The sequence below is a fragment of the Albirhodobacter sp. R86504 genome (assembly GCF_042466415.1).
Lineage (GTDB): Bacteria > Pseudomonadota > Alphaproteobacteria > Rhodobacterales > Rhodobacteraceae > Albirhodobacter.
Genome location: NZ_JAXHCH010000002.1, coordinates 2,725,384 through 2,744,433, shown reverse-complemented (window position 1 = coordinate 2,744,433; position 19,050 = coordinate 2,725,384). Strand labels below are relative to the sequence as shown.

Below are 19,050 nucleotides of genomic sequence, written 5' to 3'. Positions count from 1 at the left end.
GCGCGGGCCTGTCCTCGGAGCCCACCCCCGCCAGACATATTGATCCGGCCCTCTCTAAACCCGAGCCGTGACACTCGCGCGTCACGCTCATGACACTCGTGTAACTGTTTACTTTACCCGCAAGACGATCTTGCCGATGTGATCGCCCTGCTCCATCCGACGATGGGCGTCGCGCGCGTCTGCCAGATCGAACTCCTGATCCATAACGGGGCGCAAGGCGCCCGCCTCAATCATCGGCCAGACATGTTCGCGCAAAGCTGTCGCGATCTCCGCCTTGGCCGCATCCGACTGTGGCCGCAGGGTCGATCCTGTGATCGTCAGGCGCTTCATCATCACCTGCGCAAAGTTGATTTCGGCCTTCGGACTTTCCAAAAACGCGATGAACACCATCCGCGCATCCGGCGCCATTGCCTTGATGTTACGGGAAATATAGCTCCCGCCGACCATATCCAAGACGAGGTTTGCCCCGCCATGCGCGGTCAGCACCTCGACGAAATCAGCATCGCGGTAGTTGATACCATGCGCGCCCAATTCCTCCACCGCCGCCACTTTCGCCGCCGATCCGGCTGTCGCAAAAACCTCCGCTCCGAGGGATTTTGCGATCTGGATCGCGGTCGTCCCGATCCCCGAGGACCCACCATGCACAAGAAACCGCTCGCCAGATTTGAGGCCACCGCGCATCACAACATTGGACCAAACCGTAAAGCAGGTCTCGGGCAGACAGGCCGCCTCGCGCATTTCGACGCCCTTGGGAATCGGCAAGGCATGATCCGCGCGGCAAATTGCGTATTGGGCATATCCCCCGCCGGGCAAAAGCGCGCAAACCTGATCGCCCACCGACCATTGTGTAACGCCCTCGCCCACGGCCACGACGACACCGGACGCCTCAAGCCCTGGCAGGGGCGATGCGCCGGAAGGCGGCGCATAGAGGCCCGCGCGCTGCAGGCAATCGGGACGGTTCACACCAGCATAATGCACCTCGATGAGAATTTCGCCCGACGAAATCTCGGGCTTTGCTACATCGCTCAGCGTGAGCACATCTGGCCCGCCGGCCTTGCTGATCTTGATCGCTTTCATGTCCGCACGCCCTTTCTCGAAGATCCGCCCGGTAAATCACTCGGCGCAGGTTTGTTGAACTGCGCGAGAAGGTGCGGAACGAATGGCAGCTTCAGCAAGGTGCCCTTCACCTTCTCGAATTGCATCACGTTATCGATTTGCCGGTCGAGGAAGGCCCATGTGTCGGCCTTGCCCTCGCTCTCGTCACCCATCCAATACAAAACAACCGAACTATACACGGCCGAAAGCGTCATGCGTTTGGTGTGCCAGTTGTAATCCTCCGACGTATCACCCAGCGCCGACCAGATTGCATCTGCGGTGCCCCAAAGGAGTTTTCCGCCGGTGGTCGCATTTTGCGGCAAGGCAAAGATGGACGCCCCGCGCCGCACGAGTTCCGCATCCGCGCCCTCAAGCCGCAACTTGACCGCCAACGCAACTTTCTCGCGAAACTTCAATGCACTCATATCCGCCTTCGCGAGTGCAGCCTCCATCGCGCGGTCCCCCGCGAGATGATAGGCAACGGCGAGATCCACGCCCCCGCGCGGGCACAACACACGCGCCAGATCCGGATCAACCCCTAGATCCCCAACCGCCGCCTTGAATGCGGGCTCTGACCAGCCATCGAAGGGCACATGCGGCAAGATCGCCGCCAGCAGATCCTCAACCCCCGTCTCGACGCTAAACCGCGAATTGCGTATCGTTTCCATCGTGAGACTCCCAGTAGACAAAATAAATTCTCACTGCTATATGGGCGCTTCCTGCAATCTGACGCAACTCAAACTTAGGAAGGTGGTGAAAACCACATGCAGGTCAGCGTTCGCGACAATAACGTCGAACAGGCTCTTCGTGCTCTGAAGAAGAAACTTCAGCGTGAAGGCGTATTCCGTGAAATGAAGCTCAAGCAACATTTCGAGAAGCCGTCCGTGAAGAAAGCCCGTGAGAAAGCCGAAGCTGTTCGCCGTGCTCGTAAATTGGCACGGAAGAAAGCACAGCGTGAAGGCGGTCTCTAAGGCCATGCCAAAGCTGGCGGGTTCGCCCGCATCAGATCAACCCCCGAGGCCCAGCCATCGGGGGTTTTTCAACTCTCCCCCCATCGTTTTCTCTTGCGCATAGCACAACGTTCATGCCTGAAATTCGCCCAGTCATCCACATCCTAAGCCTGATCGCAGCGTCTCTGGGCGTGACAATGGCTTTCCCGATGGCATTGGATTTAGTGCGCGGAGATGCAAATTGGGCCGGCTTCTTCGAGGCGATGGTCGTGACCATCCTCGGCGCCAGCCTCACCGCAATCGCGAGCCACTCGCATCAAAAAGCCACACTCGGCCTGCGGGAGGCTTGGCTGCTCACCGCGGGGATCTGGCTGGTGTTACCCGCCGTCAGCGCCCTTCCCTTCATCTTTGGCGAACCCGATATCAGCTTCACAGATGCTTACTTCGAATCGGTTTCAGGCTTCACAACCACTGGCTCGACCGTCATCACCCACCTCGGTGACTTGCCGCAAAGTGTTCTTTTGTGGCGCGGGATGCTGAATTGGATGGGCGGCCTCGGCATCGCGTTTGTCGCGATGATTTTCCTACCCGTGATGCGCGTCGGCGGGATGCAGCTTTTCCGGACCGAAGGGTTCGATACATTTGGAAAAATTCTCCCCCGCGCGCGCGACATTGCCGTCTCGCTTCTGCAAGTTTACGCCGCGCTAACTGTCCTTTGCGCGATCAGTTTTGCGATCTGCGGGCAAAAAGCGATCGACGCGATTGTGCATGCGATGGCCTGTGTCGCAACGGGCGGGTTTTCAAACTACGATGCTAGCTTCTCGGAGCCGTCACTGCGCGGCGCATCGGAATATGTTGGCACGATTTTCATGCTGCTCTCCGCGATGCCCTTCATCCGGTTTGTTCAACTCATGCGCGGCGACGCCCGCCCGATCTGGCACGATTTGCAGGTGCGGGCGATGCTGCGGTGGTTCGGATATGCGAGCGCTGTTGTGATCTTATGGCGGCTTGTGAACTCCGACGCCGGCTTCGAACACGTGTTGCGGACCAGCCTGTTCAACATCGCCTCCATTCTCACCGGCACGGGTTTTGGCTCGGACAATGTCAGTGCGTGGGGATCATTCCCGCTGATGGTCGCCTTCACGATCGGGATGATCGGCGGATGCTCCGGATCATCCTCGGGGGCGATTTCGGTCTTCCGCTGGCAATTGTTCGGCGCAGTTCTGCGCGCGGCCATCCGGCGTCTCTATTCGCCAAACCGCATCGCCCCCGCGCAATATAACGGGCACACCCTGACCGAAGACGTTGTCCAGCCCTTGATGCTTTACTTCACTGGCTACGTTCTGGTCAGCGGGATCTCGGCAGAGGCAATTTCGATGACGGGCGTTGATTTCACCTCCGCCTTATTCGCGGTTTGGACATCCATCGGGAATATCGGCTACGGGATCGGCCCGCTCGTCAATCGCACGGGCACGATGGTCGATTTCAACGATGCCGCAACCTGGATCATGAGCCTAAACATGCTGCTCGGGCGACTCGGGTTGCTGGCGATTTTTGTCATTCTGCTGCCGCGGTTCTGGCGCGACTGACACAGCCCTTAGACCGGCAGTGCGGTTGTCTTGAACACCGTCCGCAATGCGAGCGCCGATTGCATCTGGGCGACGCCCGGCAAACGCGCGAGCTTCTGACGATGGATGCGCGCGAAATCTTCGGTGTCCTGTGCGACGACTTTTAAAATGTAGTCGGCCTGTCCCGTCATCAGGTGACATTCCAACACATCGTCGATCTTGCGCACCTCACGCTCAAACGCGTCAAGCACGTCATCCGTCTGTGCCGAAAGCGTAATTTCAACAAACACAACCATCGCGCGGTTCACCGCTTTCGCATCGAGTAACGCCACAAAATCGCGGATCACGCCGCCTTCTTCAAGCCGCTGAACCCGCCGATGGCACGCAGAAGCCGAAAGATTGACCCGTTCCGCCAACTCCGCATTCGTCACGCGGCCTTCGCGTTGCAACACCATCAGAATTCGTTTGTCTGTCGCGTCCAATTCCATAAATGCACAACTTTCTGTTACACTTCTTGGGTTTCACGCAGAATAATTCCAACATAGCGCCAGACTCCAGCGATATTTTCAAACTCTTATCATCAAAAAGGCGCGATACTTGCCTTCTAAAGCAGGGAGAACATCATGATCATCGGCTGCCCCAAAGAAATCAAACCTCAAGAATTCCGCGTCGGATTGACGCCGGCTGCTTGCGCCGAATTGAGCGCCCATGGCCACACGATTTTGATCGAGGCTGGCGCAGGGCTGGGCGCCGGTTTCGGGGATGACGATTACACCGCAGCAGGCGCGCAAGTGACCGACCTTGACGCGGTCTGGGACGCGCAGATGATCGTTAAGGTCAAAGAGCCTCAAGCTGTTGAACGGGCACGCCTGCGCGAAGACCAAGTGCTCTTCACCTATCTCCATCTCGCGCCTGACGCCGCGCAGACCCAAGACCTCCTCGCATCACGCGCCACATGCATCGCCTACGAGACGGTGATAGATCGCACTGGCGGCTTACCGCTTCTCGCGCCGATGTCGGAAGTGGCGGGCAAGCTCGCGCCGCAGGTTGGCGCTTGGGCGCTGCAAAAAGCAAATGGCGGGCGCGGCGTTTTGATGGGCGGCGTTCCCGGCGTTTTGCCCGCGACCGTCTTGGTGATTGGCGGTGGGGTTGTGGGCACGCATGCCGCGCGCGTGGCGGCGGGTATGGGCGCTGATGTCACCGTTCTGGATCGTTCCCTGCCCCGCCTGCGCCAGCTCGATGATCAATTCGGCCGCGATTTCCGCACGGGCTATGCCTCTAAGGCGTTGACTGCCGAGCTTGTCTCCGCCGCTGATATCGTCGTCGGCGCGGTCCTTATCCCTGGTGCCGCGGCGCCAAAACTCATCACGCGCGAGATGCTCGGCACGATGAAGGCCGGCGCGGTGCTTGTCGATGTCGCGATCGATCAGGGCGGATGTTTCGAGACCTCCAAGGCGACGACCCATCAAGACCCGATCTACGAGGTCGATGGAATCGTGCATTACTGCGTCGCAAATATGCCCGGCGCCGTTGCTCGCACCTCCACACTTGCGTTGGGGAACGCCACCCTCCCCTTCGTCGTGGCGCTGGCAAACAAGGGCTGGCGGGAGGCCTGCAAGGCCGATCCACATCTTGCGGCGGGACTGAATACGCACGCGGGGCATTTGACTTATGCAGCGGTCGGCGTTGCCCAGAATCTGCCCGTGATCTCGGTCGAGCAAGCGCTCGCCTTATAATCCCCCCGAACGCAAAAAGGCCCCGCACCACGGCGGGGCCTTCCGGATTTACGCGGATCTCACTTCTTGAGTTGATCGCGAATTTCCAAAAGCACATCAAGCTCCGACGGTCCCTTCGGAGCGGCAGGCTCGGCGGGCTCGGCGGGCTTCTCTGCCTGAATCTTCTTGACCGCCTTGATCAGCATGAACACGACAAACGCAATGATCAGGAAGTTGATGACGGCCGTGATGAACGCGCCGTAAGCGAATACGGCAGCCCCTGCCTCACGCGCGGCATCAAGGCTAGCGCCCGCGGGCACATCACCCGACAGAACAAGATACATATTGGTGAAATCAACGCCGCCCAGCACAAGGCCAATGATCGGATTGATCAGATCAGCCACCAGCGAGCTCACGATGGCGGTGAACGCAGCGCCAATGATGATCCCGACGGCGAGATCCATAACGTTGCCTTTGGCGATGAAGTCTTTGAACTCTTTGAGCATAACCTGTCCCATACTGATTAGTTGATTTTTTCCGATACCGAAAAGGTTAACACATTCCTAGCCCCGTATCATCCGCCTAACTTAGTGGACGCTACGTAAGCTGCGCCTCGATCAGACAAGCATATCTTTGACGACTGGGCGAATGCGCACGGGGCGAAAAAAGCCCCCTCTCCGCGATGGACAGGGGGCTTCTTTTGGTCCAGCAAATTGGCGGCGTTAGCTACGCAGTGTGCCGCCCGTCGCTTTGCTGACTTTCTCGACGATTTTGGCGCAAACGGCCTCGATCTCCGCATCGGTCAGCGTTTTGTCTTTCGGCTGCATCCGAACCGACAAAGCGATTGATTTCTTGCCAGCGCCCATTTGCGCCTCGGCCTTTTCCCCTGTGAATTGGTCAAACACGGAAACGCCTTCAATCAACGCCTTATCCGCGCCCAATGCGGCATTCACGGCCGTCAGAGAATCAACCTGCGCGTCGAGCACGAAGGCAAAGTCGCGCTCAACCGCTTGCAAGTCAGAGCGTTGCAGCGCCGCGCGCGTGGTCGATTTGGATTTGGGGAAAGGTATTGCCTCAAGCCAGATCGTGAAAGCAACAGCAGGCCCCTTAATCCCCATCTCACGCAGCACTTTCGGGTGCACCTCGCCAAAGGCGCAAAGCGCTTTAGGGCCGAGCCCCATCACACCAGACCGGCCCGGATGCCACCAGCCCGCGACCTTGCGATTGATCTGCACCTTTGCGGGCGCGCCGATGGCCGCCAGAACGGCCTCGGCATCGGCCTTTGCGTCATAGAGATCGACAGGGCGCCGCGAGCCGAACGGATCGCGCGGCGCGGTGGAGCCAACCAAAAGACCTGTCGCTTGCAAATGCTGATCGCCCGGCTCGCCGCCATGGAACGCGGGGCCAACCTCGAACAGCGCCATATCGGCAAAGCCGCGCGCTTGGTTCCGCGCCGCCGCTTGCAACAGACCGGGCAGAAGGTCGGGGCGCAGATGCGTCATTTCCGAGCTGATCGGGTTCTCGATCCGCGTCGCATCCTCGCCGCCGCCAAACATCACAGCGGATTTTGCGTCGATGAAACTATAGGTCACGCATTCATTGTAGCCCAACGCCGCTGTGGTGCGCCGCGCGGTTTTCTCGCGAACCTGCATCGGGGTCAGGATCGCTTTGGGCACGCCGGTCGTCTCGCGCATCATCGGCTTTCCGACAAGCTTGGTCAGGGAGGCCACCCGCGCGACCTCCTCGACCAGATCGGCCTCGCCCAAAACATCGGGCCGCCACGTCGGCACATGCGCCATGTTGCCTTCCAGCGTGAAGCCGAGCGCGGTCAAGGTCGCGCGCTGCTCCGCCTCGGGAATATCCATCCCAACCAGTGAGATAACCCGCGCCGGATCCAGCTTATACGCCCGCGACACATCCAAAGCCGCGCCGTCCTCAACAACTTCGGACGCCTCGCCACCACAGATATCAAGCACCATCTGCGTCGCCAATTCCAACCCGTCACGGGTGAACGCCGGATCAACGCCGCGCTCAAACCGATACCGCGCATCGGAGTTGATTTTCAGCGCGCGGCCCGCGGTCGCAATCGTGATCGGATCCCAAAACGCGCTTTCCAGGAATACGTCTACCGTATCGTCTTGCGCGCCAGATACCGCGCCACCCATGATCCCGGCGAGGCTTTCCACCCCGTTATCATCAACAATCACCATCTGACCTGCGCGCAGGGAGTAGGTTTTGTCATCCAGCGCCACGAACTCCTCGCCGCCAACTGCCGGCACAATCCGCAGATCGCCGGCGACCTTCGAAGCATCAAACACATGCAAAGGACGGTTCAGATCGAAGGTGAACAGGTTGGTAATGTCGACAAGAGCCGAGATCGGACGCAAGCCAATCGCCTTGAGACGTCGCTGCAGCCACTCGGGGCTGGGTCCGTTTTTGACGCCGCGAATAACCCGCCCCGTGAAATGCGGACAACCCTTCGCCTTCAGCGCGGGATCAATCGCCACGCCAATCGGGCTTTTGAACGTGCCCGCGACGGGGACCACATTGAGAGGCTTAAGCGTCCCCACGCCCCGCGCCGCCAGATCGCGCGCAACGCCGCGCACGCCCAAAGCATCGGGCCGGTTCGGCGTGATCGCAATCTCGATCATCGGGTCCACCGTCTCGGGACGGTTCTCGGCCAGCCAATCAACGAACTTCTCGCCAACCTCGCCCGAGGGCAGCTCGATGATGCCGTTATGCTCGTCCGACAGCTCCAATTCGCGCTCGGATGCCATCATCCCATGGCTTTCAACGCCGCGAATTTTGCCGATGCCCAGCGTGGTATCAATGCCCGGCACATAATCGCCCGGCTTGCACAGAACCACCGTGATCCCTTCGCGGGCATTGGGCGCGCCGCAGACGATCTGCTTCTCGCCCTCATCCGACATCACACGACACACCCGCAGCTTATCGGCATCAGGGTGTTGTTCCGCGTGAAGAACTTTGGCAAGCGTGAAATTCGCCAGCTTCGCGGCGGGGTTCACAACCTCCTCAACCTCAAGGCCGAGATCGGTAAGGGCGTAGAGGATCTGATCGAGCGACGCATCGGTGTCGAGATGATCCTTGAGCCAGGAGAGGGTGAATTTCATGTCTGTCTCCTAGTGTTTCTTGGATGCGATATCGGCATAATCGCCCATCCGCAAAAGTTTGATTTCACGCCATAGGCGGATTGTCGGCTTGGCCGCAAAGAAAAGCGATCCGATCAGAAACAGCCACGTTCCAGCGTTCTGGAGGCTGTCATAAAAGAAAAACATCGAGCCCACGATGAAGCAGAGCGCCGCGCTGAAATCGACGATCGTGTAGCAAATCTCCGTCATCGCAACGAAGCGGCGTTGTTCTGGCGAATGATCTGCGGACGATGCCTCAAACAGTTTCATGCGCGGCTCTTATGTGGGCCGTTGCGGTAGATCACTTACTCAACCCCCCGAACACCGTCGGCAAATCGAGCGCCGCGAAACCGTAGTGGCGGAGCCAGCGCAGGTCGGACTCGAAGAAGGCGCGCAGGTCGGGGATGCCGTATTTCAGCATGGCGAGGCGGTCGATGCCGATGCCAAACGCGAAGCCTTGGTATTCGTTCGGATCAATCCCGCCCGCGGCCAGCACTTTGGGGTGCATCATGCCGGAGCCGAGGATTTCCATCCAGCCGTCGCCTTCGCCGATTTTCAACTGGCCGTTATCCCATGAGCAGCGGATATCGACCTCTGCCGAGGGCTCGGTGAAGGGGAAATGCGAGGCGCGGAAGCGCAGTTCGACGTCATCGACCTCGAAGAAGGCGCGGCAGAATTCTTCCAGCACCCATTTGAGGTTCGCCATCGAGATATCCTTGCCCAGCGCCATGCCCTCGATTTGGTGGAACATCGGCGTGTGGGTTTGGTCCATATCCATGCGGTAAACGCGGCCCGGTGCGATCACGCGGATCGGCGCGCCGCGGTCCTGCAACGCGCGGATTTGCACGGGGCTGGTGTGGGTGCGCAAAACATGCGGCGGGCGCGGATCGGCGGCGTTTCTCGCCATGAAGAACGTATCATGCTCTTGGCGGGCGGGGTGTTCGGGCGCGATATTGAGCGCGTCGAAGTTATACCAATCGGATTCGACCTGCGGGCCCTCGGCCACGGCAAAGCCCATATCGGCGAAGATCGCGGTGACCTCATCCATCACTTGGGAAATCGGGTGGATCGTGCCTTGGCGTTTAGGCCGCGACGGCAGCGTGACATCCAGCCATTCCGACGCCAGACGCGCATCAAGGGCGGCATCGGCCAGCGCCTCTTTCTTCGCGCGCAACGCGCCGTCGATCTCATCTTTGAGACGGTTGAGCGCGGCGCCGGTGGTTTGGCGCTCTTCCGGCGTCATTTTGCCCAGCTCGCGCATCTGCAACGAGATTTCGCCCTTCTTGCCCAGAGCCGCCAGCCGGATTTCCTCCAGCGATGCCTCATCCGAGGCCGCGATGATTCCGTCGAGATATTTTGCTTTGAGCAGGTCGAGCGCGTCCATGCCAATTCTCCTTGAAGGTTGCCCCGTGCTACCCACGCGCCGCCCGATTTTCAAGCGCGATCAGGCAAAAGAAAACCCCGCGCGGGCAATTAAGCCAGCACGGGGCGATTTCGGCGTAATCCGGTTGGATTAGGCAGCAACAGCTTTCGCAGCAGCCGCTTTGGCTTGCTCGACGATCGCGTTGAAGGCTTCCGGCTCGTGCACTGCGAGATCCGCGAGAACCTTACGGTCAACCTCGATACCGGCCAAAGCCAGACCGTTGATGAAGCGCGAGTAGGTCATCTCGAAATCGTATGCGCGAACAGCAGCGTTAATACGCTGGATCCACAGAGCGCGGAAGCTACGCTTACGGGCTTTACGGTCCCGCGTTGCGTATTGCATTGCCTTATCGACGGCCTGCGTAGCTGTGCGGAAGTTGCGCGAACGGGCCGAGTAGTAGCCTTTCGCTTTCTTGATGACTTTGCGGTGCGAAGCGTGGGTAACTTTACCCGATTTGACGCGTGACATGGTTCAGGCCTCCGATCAGCGGTTGTAGGGCATGTATTTTTTGACGATTTTGGCATCGCAATCAGCCAGAACCATCGTGCCCGCGGTGTCGCGGATGAACTTCGTCGAGCGCTTGATCATGCCGTGACGTTTACCAGCTGCACCAGCTTTTACTTTGCCGGAAGCCGTGAACGAAAACCGCTTTTTCGCAGCGGATTTTGTCTTCATTTTGGGCATTTCCATCTCCTCTTTCGAGTGGGGTTCTACGCGACTCGGCATGCCACTTAAGCCGGTCGCGCAACGATTAGAGCGCGCCAATTACGACAGCGCGTGACGTTTGACAAGCCCGTCAGGGAATTTACTTGATGATATCTGCAAAGACCCGCGCGAAAGTATCGGGAATCTGCGCAGGGGCGTAACCGCTTGGCTTACCCAAGAAGGCAATCAACAGCATCGCGCCGCCGATCATCAAGGCAATCGCGGCCGAACGGGGCGGGCGGCTATCAGAAAACGCGGAAACAGCGGCCGGAATGGCGAAGGCCGCAACGATCAGGCCAAAGACAAGAAAATAATCACTCTGCATAAGAAGCTCACTAAAAAGCGGCGCGACAGCCCTGCACCTCCCTCAGCGTTAACAAAAGGTAAACTTCAAATCAAGAATTGCAGACAAGGTGAGGCGCATCGCGGCCATTTGATCCCGCGCGAAGAGCCAAGCCTCCTTCACGTAAAAAGCCCCCACACAATGTGCAGGGGCCTCATTAAGCTGCTTCCCTCGCCTATGAGGCGAGATAGGCTTACTCGGGATCGGCCGAGAAGATCAGGCGCTCGTCACACGGGGCGACACGCAAGATATTCGTGGTTCCCTGAACGTTGAACGGCACACCCGCCGTCACAACGATCTGGTCGGTCTCATCGCCAAAACCATAGGCCCGCGCCGCACGCGCCGCATTGACAACCGCCGCTTTGAAACGCTCGACTTCCTCACAATGCACGTTATGCGCACCCCACGTCAGGCATAGCTTGCGCAACGTCCCGACCACAGGCGACAGCGCGATGATCGGCACACGCGGACGCTCGCGGGCTACGAGGCTCGCCGTTTTGCCGGACTGCGTGTAGCAGCAGATCGCCGCGATTTCTGTCGTCTCCGCAATTTCGCGCGCTGCCGCGACGATACCATCTGCAACCGTTTTGCGGGTTGCAGGGCGGGACGCCTCGATCACCTGACGGTAGGTCGGATCGCTCTCGACGCTCATCGCGACGGAATTCATCGTCGAGACAGCCTCGATCGGATACCGACCGGCGGCCAATTCTGCCGACAGCATGATCGCATCAGCGCCTTCATAAATCGCGGTGGCGACATCAGACACTTCCGCGCGTGTCGGCATCGGGCTTTCGATCATGCTCTCGAGCATCTGAGTCGCGACGATGACCGGCTTACCGGCAGCGCGGCACTTGCGGATCAAGCGCTTCTGGATCGGCGGGACTGAGTGCACGGGAAGCTCCACGCCCAAATCGCCACGTGCCACCATGATCGCGTTGGACACGGCCAAAATCTCGTCGAAGGATTCCACCGCTTGCGGCTTTTCAATCTTCGACACGATCGACGCGCGCCCTGCGGCAAGCTCTTTCGCCTCAAGGACATCCTCTGGGCGCTGCACGAAGGACAACGCCAGCCAATCCACACCGATCGAGCACGCAAATTCCAGATCCGCGCGATCTTTATCCGAGAGCGCGGCGAGCGGAAGCAACACATCCGGCACGTTCACGCCCTTACGGTTGGAGATTGTGCCGCCGATGGTGACAACGCAATGCGCGAAATCGGCGCCGCAATCCTCGACCACAACGCGGATTTTACCGTCGTTGATCAAAAGGCTCGCGCCTGGCTTGAGCGCCGCGAAGATTTCAGGATGCGGCAGTTGCACACGCGTTGCATCCCCCTCAGCCGGATCAAGATCAAATCGGATCTTATCCCCTTCGGCCAGATCATGCTCGCCTGCGGCAAACACGCCAACGCGCAGCTTAGGCCCTTGCAAATCGGCCAAAACGGCGATCGGCCGACCTGTATCGACTTCGATCTGGCGAATAATGTCATAGCGCTCTTTTTGCTCGGCATGTGTGCCGTGACTTATATTGAGCCGGAACACATCTGCCCCTGCTTCAAACAGCGCGCGAATTGTCTCATAATCACTGGAAGCTGGGCCCAACGTAGCCACAATCTTCACGTTCCGAAGGCGTCTCATATTGCCTCGTCCCCTGTTGTCATTTGTTAAATTTAGTGGGCCAACCCCATATTGTCGGATATTCTCGACAAGAGCAATGCCCCATACGTTAGCGCCAACATATCCTGCCTTTCCATCCCAATGACAGCGGTTTACTAAAATAGCATGACGATTGATCTAAAACCTTCCGCCGAAACCGCCCCACCTCTCCCCCTCCCGGGGCCACATCCCGCCTATCTCGTTACAGGCCATGCGCGCCAATCACGATGGTTGGTGACATGCGATCATGCCTCCAATGCGGTGCCAGAGCCGATTGACCCGACCTTGGGAATTTCGCCGCAAGACATGGCGCGACATATCGCCTTCGATATCGGCGCGAAGGGCTTGGCGCACCGGCTCGCGCACCGGCTCGATGCGCCGGTCATCGAGTCGACCTTCTCGCGCCTCGTGATCGACCCCAATCGCGGCGAGGATGATCCGACCCTGCTCATGAAGCTCTACGACGGGACCATTATCCCCGCCAATCGCCACGCCGATGAGGCGGAGAAGCAACGCCGCCTCAACGCCCTGCACCGGCCCTATCACGCCGCCTATGAGGCGCTGGCGGCGCAGCGCCCCGACCGTGCGATCTGCGCCATCCATTCCTTCACACCCCAGTTGAAGGGACGCCCCCCGCGCCCGTGGCAAGCGGCGGTGCTTTACTCACATCGCGACACGCGCCTCGCCCTGCCTCTGATCGAGGGTTTGCGCGCAGCAGGGATTTTGACAGGCGACAACGAACCCTACTCGGGCCATCTGGATGGCGACTCCATCGACAGGCACGCGCTGCAAACGTCGCGCCCGAATGTGTTGATTGAAGTGCGCAACGATCTGATTGCCTCCGAGGACGGGCAAATTGCATGGGCGGATCTGCTCGCCCCGATTATCGAAACCGCTTTGCGCCGCGCCGGAATCTGACACCGCGAGGGGACGGCGGCGGCAGACAGCGTCGCACCACCGCCTTTCACGAAAAAGGCCGCCCGTTGAGGCGGCCTTCTAACTTTTATCATGATCTCGCGAGACGAAACGCGCCTTAGATCGCCGCCTTGAGGCTTTCCTCAAGGTAAATTTCGCGCAGACGGGTCGCAACCGGACCAGGCGCGCCGGAGCCGATCTGAGCGCCATCGACCTCGACCACCGGCATCACGAAGGCGGAGGCGGAGGTGAAGAACGCTTCATCTGCGGCCTGCGCTTCTTCAATGGTGAATGCGCGCTCTTCAACCTGCATTTGGGCCTCGGCGGCGAAACGCAAAACGGCAGCGCGGGTGATTCCGTGCAAGATGTCATGCGACAGCTCACGCGTGATAATCGTTCCACCCTTAACGATGTAGGTGTTGTTTGAAGTGCCTTCGGTTACCTTGCCATCTTCCACCAACCAAGCATCGTCAACCTTAGCGGCCTTTGCGGCCATCTTTGCCATCGACGGATAGAGAAGCTGCACAGTTTTGATATCGCGCCGTCCCCAACGCAAATCCTCGACGGAAATGACCTTGATGCCGGTCTTCGCAACAGGGCTATCGGCCAAGCCGGGCTTATTTTGCGTAAACATAACAACCGTCGGCGGGGTATCGGCCGGCGGGTAGGCAAAATCACGATCGCCCGGATTGCCGCGCGTCACTTGCAGATAGATCATGCCCTCGACGATGTCGTTGCGCGACACCAACTCGCGGTGCACAGCCAGTAACTCTTCGGTCGACATCGGCTGCGCCATGTCCAGCTCTTTCAGGCTGCGTTCCAAACGGATAGCATGGCCTTGAAAATCAACCAGCTTGCCGTCGAGCACCGACGTCACCTCATAAACCCCGTCCGCCATGAGGAACCCGCGATCGAAAATCGAGACGGTCGCCTCTTCTTCGGGCAGGTAGGCTCCGTTCACATAAACTGTCCGGCTCATCGCTTTCTCCTCTTAGCCCCAAAGCTCTGCTACGGGGGGGTAAACCATTCCCTCTGCGTATCGCAAAGGCGCATCTCGGTCTTGTGCCAACAAAAGCGGGCCGTCAAGATCCACAAATCCGGCACCTTGCGCAACAATGAGGGCGGGCGCCATCGCAAGGCTGGACCCGACCATACAGCCAACCATAATCCCAAAGCCCTGCTGCACCGCCGCATCGCGCAACAAAAGGGCCTCCGTCAGGCCGCCGGTTTTATCGAGCTTGATGTTGATGAAATCATATTTCCCCGCCATGCCCTCCAAAGACGCACGATCGTGACAGCTCTCATCCGCACAGATCGGAACAGGGCGCGCGATCCCGCGCAGCCCCTCATCCGCACCGGCAGGCAAGGGCTGTTCAACCAGCACCACGCCAAGACGCTGCAAGTGCGGCGCCAAATCGAGATACGTCGCGACGTCCCACCCTTCATTGGCATCGACCAAAATCTTTGACTGCGGCGCGCCGCGACGCACCGCCTCCAGTCGCGCCATATCATCCGCGGTGCCCAGCTTGATCTTCAAAATCGGACGGTCAGCATGGCGCGCGGCAGCGGCCTGCATCCGCTCGGGCGTATCGAGCGACAAGGTATAGCACGTCACCTCAGGCTGCGGGGCGGGCCAACCCGCCATTTCCCATACCCGCTTGCCAAGCGTCTTTGCCTCAAGATCCCACAGCGCGCAATCAACCGCATTGCGCGCCGCTCCGGACGGCAGCGCCTCTTGCAAATCCATGCGCGTGATATCGGCGGGCAGTCCTTCGATCTGCGCAATGACGCTCTCGATACTCTCGTTGTAGCGCGCGTAGGGCACAGCCTCGCCCTGCCCCGTTACACCACCGCGCGTCACCCGCGCCGTAACAACCGCCGCCTCAGTTTTTGACCCGCGCGAGATCGTGAAAACCTCCGCCAGCTTGAACCGCTCCGCCTCTACCGAAATCATCGCCCGCCCTTTCTCAAACGCTGACGGGCCGTTGCCGACCCGTCAAATATCTTACAAGATCATCACACACAGATCAGATCGCCGCTAGCGCATCCACCAGCTTTCCTGCGCCAAAGCGGAACGGGTCCGTGGCAGGCAGCCCCATCTCGGCTTCTAGCTTCGCGAGATACTCAAGAGCATCCGCCTCTGCCATCGCCTGTGTGTTGACCGAAATGCCGACAACCTGACACGCCGGATTTGCAACTTTTGCCAACCCGAGCGCCGTATCACGCAACGACGCCAGATCCGGCAGCTTGTACCCTGGCAGGCCGCGCATATGCGTCCGCACGGGTTCATGGCACAGCACCAACGCATCAGGCTGGCCACCGTGGATCAATGCCAAGGTCACGCCGGAATAGCTGACGTGGAACAAGCTGCCCTGCCCTTCAATCAAATCCCAGTGGTCCGCATCATTATTTGGCGTCAGCCATTCAACCGATCCGGCCATGAAGTCGGCAATAACAGCATCCAGCGGAACCCCGTCACCGGTGATCAAAATACCCGTCTGTCCCGTCGCGCGGAAGCTCGCGGCCATGCCGCGCTCGCGCATCTCACGCTCCATACAAAGCGCGGTGTACATTTTGCCGACCGAACAATCCGTGCCGACCGCCAGCATCCGCTTGCCGGTGCGCTTCTCGCCATTCGCAATTGGATAGGCCACGGTCGGAACGCGCACATCGTGCAACGAGCGACCGCAAGCCTGCGCAACCGCGACCAAGTCCGCCTCGTCGCGCAGAAGATTGTGGAGACCGGAAGCGAGATCAAAGCCCTCCTCCAATGCCGCAACCAGCACCTTCTTCCACGCGGGGCTAATGACCCCGCCGCGATTCGCGACACCGATCACCAGCGTTTTGCAGCCCGCGGCCTTGGCCGCTGCCAAGTCCATGTCCGGCAGACCCATGTCCGCCTTGCAGCCTTCCATACGGAATTGACCCAGAGCGAACTCGGGACGCCAATCCTTAATCCCTTGCGCCACCTTCGCGGCCAAACCATCAGGGGCGTCGCCCAAAAACAGCAGATACGGTGTCTCGATCATCGCGCCTCTCCTATGCGTCAGCATGTCTTACCTTACCTTAACAAACTCGCGGGGGATTTCTTACGGAGTTAAGGCGCATACACGTCCATTTTCCGAATAATATTTTGAACTAAGCAGCATTGGCGCAAGATTTTGGCAGAGTATGCGAAATTATAGGCGATTATCTCTCACCGATCAGCACCGCAATCAGCCCAAATGCTGCGCCTGCATGTTGCAGTTGCGAAATAACTTGAAATCTATCGCGCAATATTATAATCAAAGCGCGCATCATATTGACACATAATTGCAAGGTGACCCATGAGCTTCCGCATTCAGCCGACACCCGTTGCCCGCCCTAATCGTTGCCAACTCTTTGGGCCGGGCTCGAATACGAAGCTCTTTACGAAGATGGCCGCCTCTGCCGCAGATGTCGTTAATCTCGACCTCGAAGATTCGGTCGCCCCGTCTGATAAGCCGCAGGCGCGGCGCAACATCATCGCCGCATCGCATGAGATCGATTGGGGCAACAAATATCTGTCCGTGCGGATCAACGCGCTGGACACGCCTTATTGGTATCGCGACGTTGTGGAGCTGCTTGAAGAGGGTTCCGAGCGGATCGATCAGATCATGATCCCGAAAGTCGGATGCGCGGCAGACGTTTACGCCGTGGACGCGCTCATTTCCGCAATTGAGGCCGCGAAAGGGCGCAACAAGCGCGTATCGCTGGAGGTCATCATCGAATCCGCCGCCGGCCTCGCACATGTCGAAGAAATTGCCGCCGCCTCGCCGCGCCTGCAGGCGATGAGCCTTGGCGCCGCCGATTTCGCCGCCTCGATGGGCATGGCCACAACTGGCATCGGCGGGACGCAAGAGAACTACTATATGTTGCGCGACGGCGTGAAGCACTGGTCCGATCCTTGGCACTGGGCACAAACCGCGATCGTGGCCGCATGCCGCACGCATGGAATTTTGCCCGTCGATGGCCCGTTCGGTGATTTTTCGGATGATGAGGGCTTCCGCGCGCAGGCTTTGCGATCCGCGACACTTGGTATGGTTGGTAAATGGGCCATCCACCCGAAACAAATTGCGCTTGCAAATGAAGTATTTACGCCCTCCGAAGCCGCAGTTGCGGAGGCCCGCGAAATCTTGAGCGCGATGGAGAAGGCCAAATCGGAAGGTCAAGGCGCGACGGTCTATAAAGGACGTCTTGTCGACATTGCTTCAATTAGACAAGCCGAAGTGATTGTCAGACAGTCCGAAATGATTAACACTTGAGCAAGAAAGAAACGAATCACCTGAGTCGCGGCGCGTCCGCCTCAGATGTCGTGATCCCGGAGCGGTAGGGAGGGGAGGCCCGACTGCATGAGGGATATCAGGGACGCCCCGGCCCCACCGCCGGGGCGTTTCCTTGTTCAAAACCCCGTAACCAGCCCCAAACAGGCTCCTGAGTTGCATTTCCCGCCAACCCGTTTCATATAGCAACCATTCCCAATCGGAGTGCGTCATGACCTATCTCGAATTCGAAAAACCTCTCGCTGAAATCGAAGGCAAAGCTGAAGAGCTTCGCGCGATGGCCCGCAAATCCGAGGGGATGGATGTCGGGAAAGAAGCAGCCGCCCTCGACAAAAAAGCCGCCGATATGTTGCGCGATCTTTACAAAGATCTGACGCCTTGGCGCAAATGTCAGGTCGCGCGCCACGCCGACCGGCCGCATTGCAAAGACTATATCGAGACGCTTTTCACCGAATTTACGCCCCTCGCAGGCGATCGTAACTTCGCCGATGATCACGCCATCATGGGCGGCCTGGCTCGCCTCGATGACAAGCCTGTCATGGTGATTGGCCATGAAAAAGGCCACGATACGGCCTCGCGCATCGCCCGCAACTTCGGCATGGCGCGGCCCGAAGGATACCGAAAAGCGATTCGCTTGATGGATATGGCCGATCGTTTCGGGATTCCCGTTATCACCTTGATCGACACGCCCGGCGCCTACCCCGGCAAGGGCGCAGAGGAACGCGGACAAGCAGAAGCCATCGCGCGCTCGACTGAGAAATGCCTCCAGATCGGCGTGCCCTTGGTCACTGTTGTGATCGGCGAAGGTGGCTCAGGTGGCGCCGTTGCCTTCGCGGGCAGCGACCAGATCGCCATGCTCGAGCATTCCGTTTACTCGGTGATTTCGCCCGAAGGCTGCGCGTCGATCTTGTGGAAAGATGCGGAGAAAATGCGCGAGGCTGCCGAAGCTCTGCGCCTGACTGCGCAAGACCTCAAGAAATTGGGCGTCATCGATCGCATCATCAAAGAGCCCTTGGGCGGCGCGCAACGCGGACGCGAGGCGGCCATCGCCTCGGTGGGCTCCGAGCTCGCGCTGATGCTGTCCGAATTGGAGGGCACCTCGCGCAAGGATCTTATCGCGAACCGCCGCAAGAAATTCCTCGCGATGGGATCCAAAGGCCTCGCGGCCTGATCCAGTCCCGTCAGAATGCACGACCTCCCCGCCCGAGCTTGCCTCCGGCGGGGATTTT

Annotated in this window: 20 protein-coding genes; 6 read left to right on the top strand and 14 right to left on the bottom strand. The window is 59.2% G+C overall.

Features of this window, described 5'->3' with window-relative positions:
- Positions 1–108 precede the first annotated feature (108 nt).
- Together SJY32_RS15255 and SJY32_RS15250 are read right to left on the bottom strand one after the other, a co-directional pair.
- Positions 109–1,077, bottom strand: coding sequence for an NAD(P)H-quinone oxidoreductase (locus SJY32_RS15255; RefSeq protein ID WP_376877296.1), 969 nt, complete (start codon positions 1,075–1,077; stop codon positions 109–111).
- Positions 1,074–1,763 (bottom strand): COQ9 family protein, encoded by a 690-nt coding sequence (locus SJY32_RS15250; RefSeq protein ID WP_376877293.1) that lies wholly within the window; start codon positions 1,761–1,763, stop codon positions 1,074–1,076. The genes SJY32_RS15255 and SJY32_RS15250 overlap by 4 nt, the downstream gene beginning before the upstream one ends.
- 96 nt (positions 1,764–1,859) lie before the next feature.
- Here SJY32_RS15250 and rpsU point away from each other — a divergent pair, with 96 nt between their 5' ends.
- Positions 1,860–2,066, top strand: a complete 207-nt coding sequence (rpsU, locus tag SJY32_RS15245; protein ID WP_376877290.1) for a 30S ribosomal protein S21 — start codon at positions 1,860–1,862, stop codon at positions 2,064–2,066.
- A 113-nt stretch (positions 2,067–2,179) separates the two neighbouring features.
- Positions 2,180–3,634: a TrkH family potassium uptake protein gene (locus SJY32_RS15240; RefSeq protein ID WP_376877287.1), complete on the top strand. Its 1,455-nt coding sequence runs from the start codon at positions 2,180–2,182 to the stop codon at positions 3,632–3,634.
- 8 nt (positions 3,635–3,642) lie between these two features.
- Here SJY32_RS15240 and SJY32_RS15235 read toward each other — a convergent pair whose 3' ends face one another.
- Positions 3,643–4,101, bottom strand: coding sequence for an Lrp/AsnC family transcriptional regulator (locus tag SJY32_RS15235; protein WP_376877284.1), 459 nt, complete (start codon positions 4,099–4,101; stop codon positions 3,643–3,645).
- A 135-nt stretch (positions 4,102–4,236) separates the two neighbouring features.
- Here SJY32_RS15235 and ald point away from each other — a divergent pair, with 135 nt between their 5' ends.
- Positions 4,237–5,349: an alanine dehydrogenase gene (gene ald / locus SJY32_RS15230; protein WP_376877281.1), complete on the top strand. Its 1,113-nt coding sequence runs from the start codon at positions 4,237–4,239 to the stop codon at positions 5,347–5,349.
- Between the two features lie 59 nt (positions 5,350–5,408).
- On the opposite strand, the gene mscL is transcribed toward ald, so the two are convergent.
- From mscL to pyk, 8 genes are all read right to left on the bottom strand, one after another.
- Entirely contained in the window at positions 5,409–5,834 is a 426-nt protein-coding gene (mscL, locus tag SJY32_RS15225) for a large conductance mechanosensitive channel protein MscL (RefSeq protein WP_376877278.1), read from the bottom strand.
- Between the two features lie 216 nt (positions 5,835–6,050).
- Positions 6,051–8,459: a phenylalanine--tRNA ligase subunit beta gene (gene pheT / locus SJY32_RS15220; RefSeq protein ID WP_376877275.1), complete on the bottom strand. Its 2,409-nt coding sequence runs from the start codon at positions 8,457–8,459 to the stop codon at positions 6,051–6,053.
- A 9-nt stretch (positions 8,460–8,468) separates the two neighbouring features.
- Positions 8,469–8,747: a YrhK family protein gene (locus SJY32_RS15215; protein ID WP_376877272.1), complete on the bottom strand. Its 279-nt coding sequence runs from the start codon at positions 8,745–8,747 to the stop codon at positions 8,469–8,471.
- Positions 8,748–8,778: 31 nt separating this feature from the next.
- Positions 8,779–9,861, bottom strand: a complete 1,083-nt coding sequence (gene pheS, locus SJY32_RS15210) for a phenylalanine--tRNA ligase subunit alpha (RefSeq protein WP_376877269.1) — start codon at positions 9,859–9,861, stop codon at positions 8,779–8,781.
- Between the two features lie 129 nt (positions 9,862–9,990).
- On the bottom strand, positions 9,991–10,368 hold the full coding sequence (gene rplT, locus SJY32_RS15205; RefSeq protein ID WP_376877266.1) for a 50S ribosomal protein L20: 378 nt from the start codon (positions 10,366–10,368) through the stop codon (positions 9,991–9,993).
- A 15-nt stretch (positions 10,369–10,383) separates the two neighbouring features.
- Complete coding sequence (gene rpmI / locus SJY32_RS15200) at positions 10,384–10,584, bottom strand: 50S ribosomal protein L35 (protein ID WP_376877263.1); 201 nt, start codon at positions 10,582–10,584, stop codon at positions 10,384–10,386.
- A 121-nt stretch (positions 10,585–10,705) separates the two neighbouring features.
- Positions 10,706–10,930, bottom strand: a complete 225-nt coding sequence (locus SJY32_RS15195; RefSeq protein WP_376877260.1) for a hypothetical protein — start codon at positions 10,928–10,930, stop codon at positions 10,706–10,708.
- A gap of 211 nt (positions 10,931–11,141) precedes the next feature.
- Positions 11,142–12,587, bottom strand: coding sequence for a pyruvate kinase (gene pyk / locus SJY32_RS15190; protein WP_376877257.1), 1,446 nt, complete (start codon positions 12,585–12,587; stop codon positions 11,142–11,144).
- Positions 12,588–12,731: 144 nt separating this feature from the next.
- Here pyk and SJY32_RS15185 point away from each other — a divergent pair, with 144 nt between their 5' ends.
- Positions 12,732–13,523 carry an N-formylglutamate amidohydrolase gene (locus SJY32_RS15185; RefSeq protein ID WP_376877254.1) on the top strand — a complete coding sequence of 264 codons (792 nt, stop codon included), beginning with the start codon at positions 12,732–12,734 and terminating at the stop codon, positions 13,521–13,523.
- 115 nt (positions 13,524–13,638) lie between these two features.
- On the opposite strand, the gene SJY32_RS15180 is transcribed toward SJY32_RS15185, so the two are convergent.
- The 3 genes from SJY32_RS15180 to dgcN form a co-directional block, all read right to left on the bottom strand.
- Entirely contained in the window at positions 13,639–14,499 is an 861-nt protein-coding gene (locus SJY32_RS15180) for a D-amino-acid transaminase (RefSeq protein WP_376877251.1), read from the bottom strand.
- A 12-nt stretch (positions 14,500–14,511) separates the two neighbouring features.
- Positions 14,512–15,474 carry an N-acetyl-D-Glu racemase DgcA gene (dgcA, locus tag SJY32_RS15175; RefSeq protein ID WP_376877249.1) on the bottom strand — a complete coding sequence of 321 codons (963 nt, stop codon included), beginning with the start codon at positions 15,472–15,474 and terminating at the stop codon, positions 14,512–14,514.
- Between the two features lie 73 nt (positions 15,475–15,547).
- Complete coding sequence (gene dgcN / locus SJY32_RS15170; protein WP_376877246.1) at positions 15,548–16,549, bottom strand: N-acetyltransferase DgcN; 1,002 nt, start codon at positions 16,547–16,549, stop codon at positions 15,548–15,550.
- A 297-nt stretch (positions 16,550–16,846) separates the two neighbouring features.
- On the opposite strand from dgcN, the gene SJY32_RS15165 reads away from it, so the two are divergent.
- Together SJY32_RS15165 and SJY32_RS15160 are read left to right on the top strand one after the other, a co-directional pair.
- On the top strand, positions 16,847–17,803 hold the full coding sequence (locus SJY32_RS15165) for an L-malyl-CoA/beta-methylmalyl-CoA lyase (protein ID WP_376877243.1): 957 nt from the start codon (positions 16,847–16,849) through the stop codon (positions 17,801–17,803).
- A gap of 229 nt (positions 17,804–18,032) precedes the next feature.
- Positions 18,033–18,992, top strand: coding sequence for an acetyl-CoA carboxylase carboxyltransferase subunit alpha (locus SJY32_RS15160; RefSeq protein ID WP_376877240.1), 960 nt, complete (start codon positions 18,033–18,035; stop codon positions 18,990–18,992).
- Positions 18,993–19,050 lie beyond the last annotated feature (58 nt).

Excerpts from the sequence above, each read along its gene's own strand:
- SJY32_RS15185 (WP_376877254.1), top strand. The coding sequence starts at position 12,732 with ATGACGATTGATCTAAAACCTTCCGCCGAAACCGCCCCACCTCTCCCC.
- SJY32_RS15240 (WP_376877287.1), top strand. The coding sequence starts at position 2,180 with ATGCCTGAAATTCGCCCAGTCATCCACATCCTAAGCCTGATCGCAGCG.
- SJY32_RS15235 (WP_376877284.1), bottom strand. The coding sequence starts at position 4,101 with ATGGAATTGGACGCGACAGACAAACGAATTCTGATGGTGTTGCAACGC.
- pheT (WP_376877275.1), bottom strand. The coding sequence starts at position 8,459 with ATGAAATTCACCCTCTCCTGGCTCAAGGATCATCTCGACACCGATGCG.
- SJY32_RS15195 (WP_376877260.1), bottom strand. The coding sequence starts at position 10,930 with ATGCAGAGTGATTATTTTCTTGTCTTTGGCCTGATCGTTGCGGCCTTC.
- SJY32_RS15215 (WP_376877272.1), bottom strand. The coding sequence starts at position 8,747 with ATGAAACTGTTTGAGGCATCGTCCGCAGATCATTCGCCAGAACAACGC.
- rpmI (WP_376877263.1), bottom strand. The coding sequence starts at position 10,584 with ATGCCCAAAATGAAGACAAAATCCGCTGCGAAAAAGCGGTTTTCGTTC.
- ald (WP_376877281.1), top strand. The coding sequence starts at position 4,237 with ATGATCATCGGCTGCCCCAAAGAAATCAAACCTCAAGAATTCCGCGTC.
- pheS (WP_376877269.1), bottom strand. The coding sequence starts at position 9,861 with ATGGACGCGCTCGACCTGCTCAAAGCAAAATATCTCGACGGAATCATC.
- SJY32_RS15180 (WP_376877251.1), bottom strand. The coding sequence starts at position 14,499 with ATGAGCCGGACAGTTTATGTGAACGGAGCCTACCTGCCCGAAGAAGAG.
- pyk (WP_376877257.1), bottom strand. The coding sequence starts at position 12,587 with ATGAGACGCCTTCGGAACGTGAAGATTGTGGCTACGTTGGGCCCAGCT.
- SJY32_RS15165 (WP_376877243.1), top strand. The coding sequence starts at position 16,847 with ATGAGCTTCCGCATTCAGCCGACACCCGTTGCCCGCCCTAATCGTTGC.
- SJY32_RS15160 (WP_376877240.1), top strand. The coding sequence starts at position 18,033 with ATGACCTATCTCGAATTCGAAAAACCTCTCGCTGAAATCGAAGGCAAA.
- dgcA (WP_376877249.1), bottom strand. The coding sequence starts at position 15,474 with ATGATTTCGGTAGAGGCGGAGCGGTTCAAGCTGGCGGAGGTTTTCACG.
- rpsU (WP_376877290.1), top strand. The coding sequence starts at position 1,860 with ATGCAGGTCAGCGTTCGCGACAATAACGTCGAACAGGCTCTTCGTGCT.
- SJY32_RS15255 (WP_376877296.1), bottom strand. The coding sequence starts at position 1,077 with ATGAAAGCGATCAAGATCAGCAAGGCCGGCGGGCCAGATGTGCTCACG.
- SJY32_RS15250 (WP_376877293.1), bottom strand. The coding sequence starts at position 1,763 with ATGGAAACGATACGCAATTCGCGGTTTAGCGTCGAGACGGGGGTTGAG.
- rplT (WP_376877266.1), bottom strand. The coding sequence starts at position 10,368 with ATGTCACGCGTCAAATCGGGTAAAGTTACCCACGCTTCGCACCGCAAA.
- dgcN (WP_376877246.1), bottom strand. The coding sequence starts at position 16,549 with ATGATCGAGACACCGTATCTGCTGTTTTTGGGCGACGCCCCTGATGGT.
- mscL (WP_376877278.1), bottom strand. The coding sequence starts at position 5,834 with ATGCTCAAAGAGTTCAAAGACTTCATCGCCAAAGGCAACGTTATGGAT.